The sequence below is a fragment of the Pseudomonas sp. TH43 genome, assembly GCF_016650635.1.
GTDB lineage: Bacteria > Pseudomonadota > Gammaproteobacteria > Pseudomonadales > Pseudomonadaceae > Aquipseudomonas.
Map to the genome: position 1 here is coordinate 1,607,320 of NZ_JAEKFI010000004.1, position 14,310 is coordinate 1,621,629.

Below are 14,310 nucleotides of genomic sequence, written 5' to 3' on the forward strand. Positions count from 1 at the left end.
AAATCGGGATCGAAAGATCGCAGCGTGCCGCAGCTCCTACATGGCTACCGCGGGTTTGCGAGCAATGATCACTTGGCTTTTCGCGACGACCGCATCCAGCGCCTGCTTGATCTGCGCGCCACGCGGCGAGTCCAGCACTGTTTGCCAGGTGTCGGCCCAGTGATTGAGCAACGGGTGATCGGGGTTGCTGAAATCGACCTTGGCTTCCCAGAACAGCAGCATCCACATCGACCAGTAAAACCCGTATTGGTTGTGACTGATGATCTCCAGCCCCGCGTCGCTGACCATCGCTTTGAACTGCTCTTCGCTGATGATGCGAATGTGGTTCGGCTTCTGGAAGTACTCGGGCGAGGCGATGTCTTTCTGCAAATCTTCGGAGCTTGGGTGCGGCACGCTCAACAGGTACAAAGCACCCGGTTTGCCGACGCGCACCAGTTCTGCAAGAAACTGCGCGGGATCGTCGACGTGTTCGATGACTTCGGTGGAGACCACGCGCGTCGCCGTGGCGTCGGCAATCGGCAGCGGGTTGCAGTCCGTGACGTGGCATTCGACGTCCCGCGCCGGGGTGTCGCTCAGGCGCAGGCGGGTCGCTTCGACCTTGGCCGCATCGATGTCGGCAATGATGATTTTCGCCCCACGCATGCCGCAAAAACTCACGTTGCCGCCGTCACCGCAGCCCACATCGAGCACGGTGTCCTCGGCGGTTATCTCAAAGCCTTTGAACAGCTCGTTGGTCTCCTGATTGAACCAGCCGCTGAGCTTCGCATCGTAGAGGCCGAGCATGTACGGATCGGTCTTCTCGGCAACCGTCGCAACCGGCTGTGCGGGTGCCGGTGCAGGCGTGCCCGCCGTGAGTTTCTTCAACAATCTCAGCATGAGGTGGCTCCAGGGGATGGGACGGCGGTTCGGGACGTGCCGAGGCGTTTAACCAGTGCAGCGCCACGGTTGCGCATGGGCATTTCGATCAAGCGGTAATTCAGTTCGCTGAGCAGCACGATCAGGCCGAACGCCAGCAGCAGCGTGACGACTGGATGTCCGGCCGGGCTCGGCAAACCGGCGCTTTGTAAACGGAAGATCAGTTCTCGTACCAGTTGATAGGCCGGAATGTGGATCAGATAAATGCCGTAGGAACGACTGCCAACCCACGCCAGCGAGCGCTGCAACGCGCCGGCGGGCATCAGGTAATCGCGGTTGTATGACGCGATCCACACCAGCACGGCGCTGAGAACGGCAATCGAACCGATGCGGTAGTTGGCGAGAGTGAAACGGTCGGTGGCGATAAAGCTCAAGAGCAATCCGATCACCAGCAACGTCGACAAACCTGCCCACGGGCGGCGCAAAAAACTCGGCTGCCAGCGTAAATAACTCGGCTGCACGCTCCACATTGCCAACAGCACGCCAAGGGCCAAGGCATCAGTACGCACCACCATCAGCAACGGTGTGCGCACGGTCAGAATCTGCACCGCGACCAGCGCCAGCAGCGCCCAGACCAGATGTCGACGAAACAGCAGAATCAGTAGCGGGAACAGCAGATAAAACTGCTCCTCCAGCGCCAGGCTCCAATAGACAAAACTGCTGCCGTATTCGTAATGAAAGAAGCTGTCGGCAAAGCGCAAGTTGGCGTACTGGAACACCCCTGCGAGCGTCGCTTGCAGGTTGGCAGACAGCGATCCGAACGCCCCGGAGCGATTGAGAAACACGCAGGCCAGCAGCATCAGTGCCAGCCATAACCAGGCCGAAGGCAGCAAGCGAAACGCCCGGCGCAGCCAGAAATTACGCGTCTGCTGCCAATACTCCTGCCGGGTCATGCAACCCCGCAGTGTCGGGATCAGGCTGCGGGCGATGACAAATCCGGAGATCGCGAAAAACAGATCAACGCCCCACCACGACTGCGCCACGCCATGAATCTTCTCCAGCAACGGTACCGGATCGGTGAACAGGCTGCCCTGCAGGTGATGGAGCAGCACGCCCAGCACGGCAATGGCGCGCAGGACTTCAACGTCCATGATCCGCTTGCTGCTCATGCTTCAGGGGTTTCCATGGCGGCCCTGCGCTGCTCGAACAATTGCCCGAGGAAAACCTGCAAACGCTGTTCGGCCACGGCCTGACTGCAGAAGCCTCGCAGGCTGCTGACGGCTTGCGCCGACATCTGTGCGTAACGCGCTGGCTGGTTTTTCGCCACCGCATAACTGGCTTTATAGGCGTCGCACAGCGAAGCCCAGTTGGTCACGTAACGCAAGGTGCGGAAGGCCCGGCGCGGGTCGTGCGGCCATGCCGTGAGCTCATCGGTGGACTCGATCAGGAACGCGTTGTCGGCGCTCAGGTAATCGATCATCGCCGTCGTGCGCGGCGCCACTGCCGGTTTGCCACATGACATGAATTCCATCAGCGGCAGGCACTGACCTTCGCCGTACGAGGTGTTCACCACGTACCGGGTGGCCTGGACCAGCCGCTCGTAATCCGCGTCGGCGAGGTAGCCGTAGATCAGCACGATGCGGCAGCAATAGGACTGGTTTTTGTACAAATGATGGAGGATGTCACTCAGCGCTTCTTCGGCATCGTGATGAGTGAGTTTAAGCACCAGCGTGGCGTCTTCGACGTCGCGAAAACAGACACAGAATGCGCTGACCATGTCTTGCCAGTTCTTGCGTCCGTCACCGGGGTTAAACACCGAGGTGTACACCACACCGTCGAGCACCAGCTCTTGCTCGGTAAGCGGTGCAGTGAAGTCAATGCCGGTGCCACTGCGCAGATCCGCCGGGCCGAACGCATTCAGCTCAAGCGTTCGACTGTCCGCCACCAAGCCTTTGATCTTCAGGCGCAGCGGCCCCGTCGTGGTCTGTCCCTGCAACTGTGCGCCGCGCGCGGCAAAGCGATCCCACACCGGCGCCGGTACCGCGACGATCGGGTAATCTTCCGTCATCGCCTCGCGCACGGCGTTGACCGTGTAATTGGAGTGGGTAATGGCCGCGCCGCAGGCTGCCAGCACTGTGCGCCAGTCGTTACGCGGTTCGCCGGCAAACGGCTCGTTGGGGATGGTGCTGAATTCCCACGCAAACACCGGCAAGGTCGGACACGCCAGGTGCATCGGCGTACGGTGTGGCGGCGAGAACGACAGGAACACGCACGGCTCGCCACGACCCAGACACTCCAGGTACAACGCATCGACTTCAGCCTGCGGATCAAGCACCTCCACCACCCGCCCGAGACGCTCGAGCACCGGGCGATACTCCTTGAGCACGAAGTAATAGCTGTACTCCGAACGCCCGAGATTTTGCGCGATGGTGTGCTGGTTGGTTTCTGAATGAATGATGATCAGCATGAGGCGTTATCCGTCACAGGCGCAGCATCGACAGCCTTGGGTACCAGCCCGAAAAAATCCGCCAGACGTTTCTGCACCGGCGCAAAAGCGCAGTAATCGTGCATGCGCTCGACGGCGGCAGCGCACAGTTGCTGATAATCCTGCTGCTGGGTTTTGGCCATGCGGTAGCTGCTTTCATAGGCGTTTTTCAGCGAGCCCCAGTCCGGGCGGTAGCGCACGGTGCGGTAGATGAGGCGCCGGTCCTGTGGCCAGATCGTCAGCTCTTCGCTGGACTTGACCACGAAGGCCACCGAGTCATCGATGTAATCTTCCATCGCCGTGTGGTCAGGGGCGATCACCGGTTTGCCGCTGGACATGAACTCCATCAACGGCAGGCACAGCCCTTCGCAGCGCGAAGCATTCACATAGAAACTAGCCGCCCGATAGAGCCCGGCGTATTGCGCATCGTCGAGGTAACCGTGCATCACCACTACCCGACAGGCGAACGGCGTGAGCTGCGCGAGCAATGTCATCAACTCGCTGTAGTAGGCCGCCAGATCGTTCTGGGTAATCTTCAGCACCAGTGTCGCGTCGCCCGTTTCGCGAAACGCCCAGCAGAACGCAGTGATCAACTGATGCCAGTTCTTGCGGCCATCCTTGGGGTTGAACACGCTGACGTAGACCACACCCTCGACCGTGGTTTCGACCACCGAGGTGGTGTCCGGCAGATCCAGTGGCAGCGGTTCGACCACCGGCACCGGCAGTGCGCCACACACCGCTGGCAGGCGTTGTTCGAGCCGGCCATGGAGGGTATCCGGCACCAGGTCGCGAATGCCTTCCCAATACCAGTTCTGCAGAAATTTCACCCGCGGCACTGGTTCTGCCTGCTCGTGCCCCGGGTTCCGCGCCCACAGCCGCAGGTAATGTCGGGCAATGACGAAGCGGCGTTTGAGGGTCAACGGTGGCGGGCGCGCGGCTTCGATTTCGGCGGCCAGCGCGGCTTCCTGTTCAGGCGTGAGCGGCGCCGGAATCAGCGCATCGGCGCAGAGGCCGAGGGTGCGCGTATCGAAAATGCAGCCCTTGATCGCCAGCGAAGTGCCCGGGTTGATCGCTGCACTGACCTGCTGCTGACGAATCGCGGCGAAGTTTTCCCACAGCGGCGTCGGCAATACCAACACCGGAAAGTCTTCCCCCATCGCCCGCCGAATCGCTCGGGCGGTGTGGCTCGACAGCGTGATAACCCGTCCCTGACGGGCAAGCATTTGCGTCCAGTCCTGACGCGGATCGTTGTCCCACTGCTCGTCAGGAATCGAATCGAACTCCCATGCCACCACGCACAGGGTTGGGCATTCGAGGTCGATCGGGGTTTTCTGCGGCGGGGAGAACGACAGGAACAGGCTTTCTTCGCCCGCGGCGAGCAGTTGCCGATACAGCGGATCAACGTCGGCCGCAGACGAAACCACGTGCACCCGTCCAAGGCTTTCCAGCACCGGGCGATAAGCCTTGAGCACGAAGTAATAACTGTATTCGGGACGCCCGAGACTCTGGCTGATGGAGGTGTCGTTGACGTCCGAGTAAAGAATGAAATTCATGGCATCCCACGATGAAGCTGCCATCCCGGCACCTTCATGCTATGACGGCCGTGCGGTGGATCGGGTTGCCAGGGCCGGCACTCGTCCTTCGTCATCGGGTACGTCTTCGTTCTTGTTTTAGTGGTCGGTTTCACCCTGCGTCGCAGTCCCGGTGACAACCCCCGGGATTTGACGACAAGGCGCATTCTAAACACATCCGTTGAGGGTTCGTGAACCGCCCGGCGAGAATAAATCGGACTACGCTAACGAGAACTGACCAGTCACGGTTTGGCCTGTTGAAATTGCCGAGCAATTGGCACAGATTGGCAACAAACAAATACAACAACTGACTTCGCCTGTCTTTCAACCGGTTTTCTTCCGGTCTGACAGACCTTCCCTCAAAGCCTGTGGGAAAGTGGCGCAAGTTCAAGACCAAGGGGTCGCTGTTTGAAAAAGCGTCTGTTCGTCACGGGTCTCAGTGGATTCGTGGGACACCATATTCAGTCGCGTCTGGCGTTGCCTGATTCGTCGTGGGAGCTGCTGCCTGCCGCTTCGCCTTACGACCTCACGGATCCGCATAGCCTTATCGACCTGTGGCCGCAACTGCCTGATGCGGTCATTCATCTGGCCGGACAGACTTTTGTCCCCGAAGCCTTCCGCGATCCGGCGCGTACGCTCGAGATCAATCTGCTCGGCACTCTCAACCTGTTGCAAGCGCTCAAGGCGCGGGGTTTTGCCGGCACGTTCCTGTACGTCAGCTCCGGTGACGTCTACGGGCAGGTCAGCGAAAGCCACCTGCCAATCACCGAGCAACAAGCGCCCTGCCCGCGCAACCCGTACGCGGTGAGCAAACTCTCGGCGGAATTTCTCAGCCTGCAATGGGGCCTCAGCGAAAGCTGGCCGGTACTCGTTGCGCGCCCGTTCAATCACATCGGCAGCGGACAAAACCAAAGCTTTGTCATTGCCAGTGCCGCGCGCCAGATCAATCGCATCAAACAGGGCCTGCAAGCACCGCAGCTGGAAGTCGGCGATATCGACGTGACACGGGATTTTCTCGATGTCGGCGATGTGATCTCGGCCTATTTCGCCCTGCTGGAAAAAGGCACCGCAGGGCAGGTCTACAACATCTGTTCAGGCCGCGAGCAGAGCATCCGCAGTTTGATCGAGCAGCTCGGCGATCTGGCAGAGGTCGAGATGCAACTGGTTCAGGACCCGGCGCGCATGCGCCGCGCCGATCAGCGTCGCGTTTGCGGCAGCCACGCCAGGCTGACCCAGACCACAGGATGGACGCCGCAAATCACAACACAACAATCCCTGCGGGCGATCCTGTCCGACTGGGAGACGCGAGTACGACAAGAATGACAAAAAGTGCACTGATCACAGGGATCACCGGCCAGGACGGCGCGTATCTGGCCAAGTTGTTGCTCGACAAGGGCTACAAGGTTCACGGCCTCGTCGCACGGCGCAGCAGCGATTCGCGCTGGCGCCTGCGCGAGATGGGCGTCGAAGCCGACATCGTCTATCTGGACGGAGACATGGCCGATGCCTGCTCGGTGCAGCGTGCTGTCATCAAGTCGGCGCCGGACGAGGTCTATAACCTCGCCGCGCAAAGCTTTGTCGCCGCCTCGTGGGATCAACCGGTGACCACCGGCATCGTCGACGGCCTGGGCGTTACCCATCTGCTCGAAGCGATCCGCCAGTTCAGCCCGCACACGCGCTTCTATCAGGCCTCGACCAGCGAAATGTTTGGCTTGATCCAGGCCGAGCAGCAGGACGAGAACACTCCGTTCTACCCGCGCAGCCCTTACGGCGTGGCGAAGCTGTACGGCCACTGGATCACCGTCAACTACCGCGAAAGCTTCAACCTGCACGCCAGCAGCGGCATCCTCTTCAACCACGAATCACCGCTGCGCGGCATCGAGTTCGTCACCCGCAAAGTCACCGACGCCGCCGCCCGCATCAAGCAGGGCAAACAGCAGGAGCTGGCCCTGGGCAACATCGACGCCAAACGTGACTGGGGATTTGCCGGCGATTACGTCGAAGCCATGTGGCTGATGCTGCAACAGGACAAGCCTGATGATTTTGTGGTCGCCACTGGCGTCACCACCACGGTGCGCGAAATGTGCCGTATCGCCTTCGATCACGTCGGCCTCAACTACCGCGATTACGTGAAGATCGACCCGGCGTTTTTCCGCCCGGCCGAAGTTGAAGTGCTGCTCGGTAATCCGGCCAAGGCCCAGCGTGTGCTGGGCTGGAAGCCGAAAACCGACCTGGATACCTTGATCCGCATGATGATGGATGCGGACATGAAACGCGTCGCCAAGGAGTAGGCCATGCTGATCCCCGTGATTCTGTCCGGCGGTGCCGGCACCCGTTTGTGGCCGGTGTCCCGCGAGGGCCACCCCAAGCCGTTCATGACCCTGCCCGACGGCCAGTCGCTGCTCGGCAAAACCTATCAGCGTGCCGCCGCGCTGCTGGACGGCTGGGGCGACATTGTCACGGTGACCAACCGCGAGTACTACTTCCAGAGCAAGGATCACTATTGCGCCGCCCACGTATCGCGCCATCGCGGGCATTTCCTGCTCGAGCCGACCGGGCGCAACACCGCGCCGGCCATCGCCGCCGCCGCCCTGTCGTTGCAAGCGCTGCATGGCGACGACGCAATCATGGTGGTGATGCCGGCCGATCATTTGATCGTTAATCAGGACGCACTGAAAAGTGCCGTCGAGCACGCGGTCAACCTGGCCAAAGACGGTTATCTGGTGACCTTCGGCGTACTGCCGACGGCCCCGGAAACCGGCTTCGGCTACATCGAAACCGGCGCACCGCTGGACGCCAAAGGCGCGGCGAAAGTGCAGCGCTTCGTCGAGAAACCCGATCTGCAAACCGCCACCCATTATCTGGAGAGCGGCAACTTCCTGTGGAATTCGGGGATGTTCTGCTTCACCACGGCGACGGTGATTGCCGAGTTGCAACTGCACGCGACCGAGTTGCTTGAGCAGACCCGCGCCTGCATGGCCGTCAGTGCGCCAATCGAAACCGTCGGCTGCCTGCAACAGGAACTGTCACCAGCACTGTTCGCTGAAATCACCGACATCTCCATCGACTACGCGTTGATGGAGCGTTCGGAAAAAGTCGTCGTGGTGCCGGCCGGTTTCGACTGGAGCGATATCGGCTCCTGGGGCGCTGTCGCGGCACTGGTCCCGGCCGATGCCGACAACAACCGCGCCAGCGGCGAAGCGATCTTCATCGACAGCCACAACAACTTTGTGCAGAGCGAGGGCCGGCTGGTGGCCACCGTCGGTGTGGATAACCTGATCATCGTCGACACTGCCGACGCCGTGCTGGTGGCCCACGCCGACCGTGCGCAGGATGTGCGCCGGGTGGCCAAGCAACTCAAGGACAAATCCCACGAAGCCTATCGACTGCATCGCACCGTCAGCCGCCCTTGGGGGACTTACACGGTTCTCGAAGAAGGCCCGCGTTTCAAGATCAAACGCATCGTGGTCAAACCCGGTGGCAAGCTGTCCCTGCAAATGCATCACCACCGCAACGAACACTGGGTGGTGGTCGAAGGCATGGCCAAGGTCACCAACAACGGCACCGGCACGACACTGGTGGCCAAGAACGAATCGACCTTCATCGCCGCCGGCCACAAGCATCGCCTGGAAAACCCCGGGGTGATCGATCTGGTGATCATCGAAGTGCAAAGCGGCGAATACCTGGGAGAGGACGACATCGTTCGCTTCGAAGACCACTACGGCAGGACGGTTTAGATGCTGCTTTCTCTGTGCCGCTCGTTGCATGGCTATCGGGGTTTCATCCTCGGTAGCGTGCAGCGAGAGTTCCAAGCGCGTTACCGCAATTCGCTGTTCGGTGCTTTGTGGCCGATCTTCAACCCGCTGTCGATGATCGTCGTTTACACCGTGATCTTTTCCCACATCATGCGCGCCCGGTTACCGGGCGTAGACGACAGCATGGCCTACAGCGTTTACCTCTGCGCCGGGTTGCTGGCGTGGGGGTTGTTCTCGGAAATCACCTTGCGCAGCCAGAACATGTTTCTGGAAAACGCCAACCTGCTGAAGAAAATCAGCTTCCCGCGGATTTGCCTGCCGGTCATCGTGCTGTGCAATGCCGCGATCAACTTCGCGATCATCATCGCGCTGTTTCTGGGCTTTCTGCTGGTCACCGGGCGCTGGCCGGGCATGGCGCTGCTGGCGCTGATTCCCTTGATAGCGGTGCAAATGATGTTCTGCGCCGGGCTGGGCATGGTGCTCGGCGTCTTGAACGTGTTCTTCCGCGATGTCGGTCAGCTATTTGGCATCTGCCTGCAGTTCTGGTTCTGGCTGACGCCGATCGTTTACCCGATCACGATCCTGCCGGAATGGGTGCAGCGCCTGCTGCAACTCAACCCGCTGACCAACCTGTTCAGCAGTTACCAAAACCTGTTTCTCTACGGTCAGTGGCCGGTCTGGAGCTCGCTGCTGCCGATTTTCGTCACGGCCGTGCTGTTTTGTCTGATCGGTCTGCGGCTGTTTCGCCAGCGCGTCGGCGAAATGGTGGATGAACTCTGATGGGGCATATTCGCGTCACCGGCCTGAGCAAGGCCTACAAACAATACCCCAACCGCTGGAGCCGACTGGCCGAGTGGCTGATCCCGTTTTCGCCTATCCGCCATCGCCAGCACTGGGTGCTGCAAGACGTCGAATTCGAAATCGCCCCCGGAGAAGCCGTGGGCATCGTCGGCGCCAACGGGGCCGGCAAAAGCACCTTGCTGAAGATGATCACCGGCACCACCCAGCCGACCAGCGGCAAGATCGAACTGCAAGGTCGCGTGGCGGCACTGCTGGAACTGGGCATGGGTTTTCACCCTGACTTTACCGGGCGCCAGAACGCGATCATGGCCGGCCAGCTGCTGGGCATGCAGCTTGAAGAAGTCGAAGCGCTGATGCCCGATATCGAACACTTCGCCGAGATCGGTGAGGCCATCGACCATCCGGTACGCACCTATTCCAGTGGCATGCAGATGCGCCTGGCGTTCAGCGTCGCCACGGCTCGGCGCCCGGACATTCTTATCGTCGACGAAGCGTTGTCGGTGGGTGACGCCTACTTCCAGCACAAGAGCTTCGAACGCATCCGCAGCTTCCGCAAATCCGGCACTACCTTGCTGATCGTGTCCCACGACCGCTCGGCGATACAGTCGATCTGCGACTCGGCGATCCTGCTCAAGGATGGCCGCATGGCCATGTACGACAAGCCCGAGGTCGTGCTCGATTATTACAACGCCTTGATGGCCGAACGCGAAGGCCAGATCGTGCGCCAGGAAATGCTCGCCGGCGGCGAAGTGCAAACGGTGTCCGGCACCGGTGAAGCGGCGATTCTCGGCGTGCGCCTGCTTGATGAAAATGATCAGAGCATCGACGCCGCCGAAGTCGGCCAGTCGGTGGTACTCGAAGTCCAGGTCGAAGTGCGCAAGGACATCGAACGGCTGGTGCTGGGCTTTATCCTCAAGGATCGCTTGGGTCAGATGATGTACGGGATCAACACTCATCGGCTGAACAAGGCACTGACCGAGCTGCACGCCGGCGAACGTTTCACCTATCGCTTCGCCTTCGTCATGGGTCTGGGCAAAGGCAATTATTCGGTGTCGCTGAGCCTGTCGCGTCTGGACTCTCACCTCGATCGCAATTTCGAATGGCGCGATTACGGCCTGGTGTTCCATGTCATCAACAACCGTCAGGAAAATTTTGTCGGCTGTTCCTGGCTCAACGCCAAAACCACCATTACTCGCGACACCGAGGCCCGGCATGTCGAGCGCGCGCCATGACTCGTTTGCTCGTCGAATGCACCCATGTGTTCAAACACCCGACGGTCAACTCGGGGATTCAACGCGTGGTGCGCAACGTCATCAAGCAATTGCCCGCCAGCGCCGAAGACGTCGAATGCATGCCGGTGATCCTGATCGGCGGCCAACTCTATCGCGTGCAGCACCTCGCGCCGCTCGACACCCCACTGTTCAATGCCCTGGCGACGTTTGGCGAACGCCTGCAACGCCTCGCCCATCGATTCTGGCAAGGGCATCAGCGCCTCGACATCCGGAGCACCTCGAAACTGGCGCGACGCGGGCTGTATGTTGCCTATCGCCTGACGTCATTCGCGGTATTCGGTTTACCGTTACGGCTGATTGGCGCCATCAACCACACCCAACTGCTCAAGCGCTGTTCACCACTGCAACATCAGCCGGGCGATCAACTGGTGCTGCTGGATTCGTCCTGGCACTCGGATTTTTTTGCCCACGTCGAGCGTCTCAAACGTGATGGCGTCGGCGTGATTGCGGTGATCTACGACCTGATCCCGCTGACTCACCCACAGTTTTACGACACGCGTCTGGTCGAGGTTTTCAGCGAGTGGTTCGACTGGATCACCCGCACGGCCGATGGCTACATGGCGATTTCTGCCACGGTGCGGGATCAGGTGCGCGAAGAACTGCAGCGGCGCATCGGTACTGAGCAGACCGATAAGCGTTGGTTCGACTTCTTTCACCTGGGTAGCGAACTCGATCTGCACAACAGCCACGCGACAGTCGAACCGCGCCTCAAGTCTTTGTTCGCCACACCTGAGCCGGTGTTGCTGATGGTCAGCACCATCGAGCCGCGCAAGAACCACGCGTACCTGCTCGACGCCTTCGAACGCGCCTGGGCTGCCGGCTCAACGGCGCGACTGTGCATTGCCGGGCGGGTCGGCTGGAAATGCGAGGCGCTGCTCGCCCGTGTGCGCAATCACCCCGAACTGAACCAGCGCTTGTTCATGTTCAACGACCTCAGCGACACCAGCCTGGAACACGCTTACGCCCATGCCAGTGCGCTGGTGTTCCCCTCGTTCGTCGAAGGCTTTGGTTTGCCATTGGTGGAGGCCATGCAGCGTGGCTTGCCGGCAATGGGCAGCGATATCGCGGTGTTTCGCGAAATTGGCGGCGAGTTCATGGCCTACTTCGACCTGCAGGATCCACAAAGCCTTGCCGACCTGATCAACCAATTTCAGCGCAGCGGTGAGTTCCCGGCCGCCCGCGATGTCGCTGACTGGCAGTGGATCAGCTGGCGCGAAGCCAGCCTGCAACTGGCCGAACGCAGCGTGCGCAATATTCAGGGAGCGCCATTGGCGCCAGCGAGGCAATATGCGCATTGCCCTTAACGCACGCATCCTCCAGGCGCCGCGCACCGGCATCGGCCACTATGTCGCCGAACTGGTGAATGCATTGCGCTACGAGCCCGACGTAGACGTGACACTGTTCCACGGCTGGGGCTGGAGTTCGGCACTGCCGGAAGCGGCCATGCCCGGTTATTCGCGCCTGACGCCACTGTTACGGCAGATTCCCGGGGCTTATCAGGCCCGCCGCTGGCTGGAGCAGAAACGCTTTGATCAGGGCCGCGCGCAAGGTATCGACCTGTATCACGAACCGAGCCTGTGGCCGCTGGCCTTCGACGGCCCGACCGTGATCACCCTGCACGACCTCACGCACCTGCATTTCCCCGACACTCAGCCGCCGGCACGGCTCAAGGAAATCGAGCGTCGATTGGCCGTGGGAGTGCAGCAGGCGCAGGTAATTCTCACCGACTCGCAGGCGATTGCCGACGAAGCTCAGGCCTATTTCGCCTTGCCTGCGCAGCGTTTTGTCGTCGCGCCACTGGGCGTCGCCGAACGTTTTCATCCGCGCGAGGCGAACGCCATCGATGCGGTACTCAAGGCACACGCGGTGGCAGCGCGCGAATATTTCCTCTGCGTCGGTACGCTGGAACCGCGCAAGAACCTGAGTCTGGCTCTACGTGCCCACGCCCTGCTGCCAGAAGCCGTGCGCGAGCGCTTCCCGCTGCTGATCGTCGGCATGGCTGGCTGGGAACGCGAGCAGTTCAGCGAGCCTTTACGGCAAGCGCTGGCCAGCGGGCATGTGTGTCTGCTCGGCTATTTGCCCGATGAACAGGTGGCGCAGCTGTTGGCCGGCGCCCGGGCGCTGATTTTTCCGTCGCTGTATGAAGGTTTTGGTCTGCCGGTTCTGGAGGCGATGGCCAGCGGCACACCGGTGGTGCTCACACACTCTTCGGCCATGCCGGAGGTGGCTGGCGCTGCCGGCAACTATATTGAAGCTGACGATGCGGAAGGCTTGCGTGATGCAATGAGCCGACTGATCGACGATCAAGTGCATTGGCAGGCATGCCAAGAAGCCGGGTTGCAGCAATCACGGCTTTTTTCCTGGGAACGTTGTGCACAGGCCACGGCCGGTGCCTACCGCCAGGCCATGGGAGGTTGAATGCGAGTTCTTCATTTTTTCAAGACGTACCTGCCTGACTCGGTGGGCGGCATCGAACAAGTGATTTTCCAACTGTGCGAAAGCGGCGCCCAGCACGGTATCGACGGCCAGGTTCTGACCCTCAGCACCGACCCGACACCGCCCGTGGTGCAACTCGGGCAACACGAAGTGCATCGAGCCAAACTCGACATTCAATTCGCCTCCACCGGTTTTTCCTGGAGCGTGTTCAAGCAGTTTCGTGAATTGGCCGCCGAAGCCGACGTGGTCAATTACCACTTCCCGTGGCCGTTCATGGACCTGGTGCACTTCGCCAGCGCCACGAACAAACCCAGCGTGGTCACCTACCACTCGGACATCATCCGCCAGAAACACCTGCTCAAACTCTACCGTCCGCTGATGAACCGCTTCCTCGCCAGCGCCGACCGCATCGTTGCCGCTTCGCCGAACTACCTGCACACCAGCGATGTGTTGCAGCAGTTCCAGGACAAGACCCGGGTGATTCCTTACGGCTTGAACAAGGCCGGTTATCCACAGCCGGACGCCGAACGGATGAACCGCTGGCGCCAACAGCTTGGGGATAAGTTCTTTCTGTTTGTCGGGGTGATGCGTTACTACAAAGGCCTGCACATTCTGCTCGAGGCGCTGAAAGATGTGGACTATCCCGTCGTTATCGTCGGTGCCGGGCCACTGGAGCTGGAACTGCATGCGCAGGCGCAAGCGCTGGGCCTGCGCAACATTCACTTCCTCGGGCGTTTGGGCGATGAGGACAAGGTTGCGCTGCTGCAACTGAGCTACGCCATTGTCTTTCCGTCACACCTGCGCTCGGAAGCGTTCGGTATTTCCCTGCTAGAAGGCGCGATGTACGGCAAACCGATGATCTCCAGCGAGATCGGTACCGGCACCAGCTACATCAATATCCACAATGAAACCGGATTGGTGGTGCCGCCCAGTCATCCACAGGCCTTTCGCGAGGCAATGCGCACGCTGTGGGAAGACCCGATGCGCGCCGCGGCGATGGGCGCGAAGGCTGAAGCCCGTTATCGGCAGTTATTCACAGCCGACGACATGGGCCGCAAGTGGACGGAGCTGTATCAGGAACTGCTGGAAGAGAAAGACCTGTCCTACGCCTGATT

Annotated in this window: 12 protein-coding genes; 8 read left to right on the top strand and 4 right to left on the bottom strand. The window is 60.6% G+C overall.

Features of this window, described 5'->3' with window-relative positions; genetic code table 11:
• Nucleotides 1–36: 36 nt before the first annotated feature.
• Genes JFT81_RS23715 through JFT81_RS23730 form a run of 4 tightly spaced genes read right to left on the bottom strand, consistent with a single transcriptional unit; the run spans nucleotide 37 to nucleotide 4,893 of the window.
• Complete coding sequence (locus JFT81_RS23715; RefSeq protein ID WP_201229462.1) at nucleotides 37–876, bottom strand: class I SAM-dependent methyltransferase; 840 nt, start codon at nucleotides 874–876, stop codon at nucleotides 37–39.
• On the bottom strand, nucleotides 870–2,024 hold the full coding sequence (locus tag JFT81_RS23720; protein ID WP_201229464.1) for an acyltransferase: 1,155 nt from the start codon (nucleotides 2,022–2,024) through the stop codon (nucleotides 870–872). Before JFT81_RS23720 ends, JFT81_RS23715 begins: the two co-directional genes overlap by 7 nt.
• Complete coding sequence (locus JFT81_RS23725) at nucleotides 2,021–3,322, bottom strand: glycosyltransferase (RefSeq protein WP_201229466.1); 1,302 nt, start codon at nucleotides 3,320–3,322, stop codon at nucleotides 2,021–2,023. Before JFT81_RS23725 ends, JFT81_RS23720 begins: the two co-directional genes overlap by 4 nt.
• On the bottom strand, nucleotides 3,316–4,893 hold the full coding sequence (locus JFT81_RS23730; protein WP_242485642.1) for a glycosyltransferase: 1,578 nt from the start codon (nucleotides 4,891–4,893) through the stop codon (nucleotides 3,316–3,318). Before JFT81_RS23730 ends, JFT81_RS23725 begins: the two co-directional genes overlap by 7 nt.
• Nucleotides 4,894–5,319: 426 nt before the next feature.
• Between JFT81_RS23730 and JFT81_RS23735 the strand changes: the two genes are divergently transcribed.
• From JFT81_RS23735 to JFT81_RS23770, 8 genes are read left to right on the top strand one after another with little or no spacing between them, the layout of a single operon-like run.
• Nucleotides 5,320–6,234 carry a GDP-mannose 4,6-dehydratase gene (locus JFT81_RS23735; protein WP_201229470.1) on the top strand — a complete coding sequence of 305 codons (915 nt, stop codon included), beginning with the start codon at nucleotides 5,320–5,322 and terminating at the stop codon, nucleotides 6,232–6,234.
• On the top strand, nucleotides 6,231–7,202 hold the full coding sequence (gmd, locus tag JFT81_RS23740) for a GDP-mannose 4,6-dehydratase (protein ID WP_011336673.1): 972 nt from the start codon (nucleotides 6,231–6,233) through the stop codon (nucleotides 7,200–7,202). Before JFT81_RS23735 ends, gmd begins: the two co-directional genes overlap by 4 nt.
• Nucleotides 7,203–7,205: 3 nt before the next feature.
• On the top strand, nucleotides 7,206–8,648 hold the full coding sequence (locus JFT81_RS23745; protein WP_201229472.1) for a mannose-1-phosphate guanylyltransferase/mannose-6-phosphate isomerase: 1,443 nt from the start codon (nucleotides 7,206–7,208) through the stop codon (nucleotides 8,646–8,648).
• Complete coding sequence (locus JFT81_RS23750) at nucleotides 8,649–9,446, top strand: ABC transporter permease (protein WP_201229474.1); 798 nt, start codon at nucleotides 8,649–8,651, stop codon at nucleotides 9,444–9,446.
• The gene (locus JFT81_RS23755) at nucleotides 9,446–10,699 is read left to right on the top strand and encodes an ABC transporter ATP-binding protein (RefSeq protein WP_201229476.1); all 1,254 of its coding nucleotides are present in this window, start codon (nucleotides 9,446–9,448) and stop codon (nucleotides 10,697–10,699) included. The genes JFT81_RS23750 and JFT81_RS23755 overlap by 1 nt, the downstream gene beginning before the upstream one ends.
• Complete coding sequence (locus JFT81_RS23760) at nucleotides 10,696–12,063, top strand: glycosyltransferase family 1 protein (RefSeq protein WP_201229478.1); 1,368 nt, start codon at nucleotides 10,696–10,698, stop codon at nucleotides 12,061–12,063. Before JFT81_RS23755 ends, JFT81_RS23760 begins: the two co-directional genes overlap by 4 nt.
• Nucleotides 12,047–13,177: a glycosyltransferase family 1 protein gene (locus JFT81_RS23765; protein WP_201229481.1), complete on the top strand. Its 1,131-nt coding sequence runs from the start codon at nucleotides 12,047–12,049 to the stop codon at nucleotides 13,175–13,177. Before JFT81_RS23760 ends, JFT81_RS23765 begins: the two co-directional genes overlap by 17 nt.
• The gene (locus JFT81_RS23770) at nucleotides 13,178–14,308 is read left to right on the top strand and encodes a glycosyltransferase family 4 protein (protein WP_201229483.1); all 1,131 of its coding nucleotides are present in this window, start codon (nucleotides 13,178–13,180) and stop codon (nucleotides 14,306–14,308) included. It begins immediately after the preceding gene.
• Nucleotides 14,309–14,310: the final 2 nt, after the last annotated feature.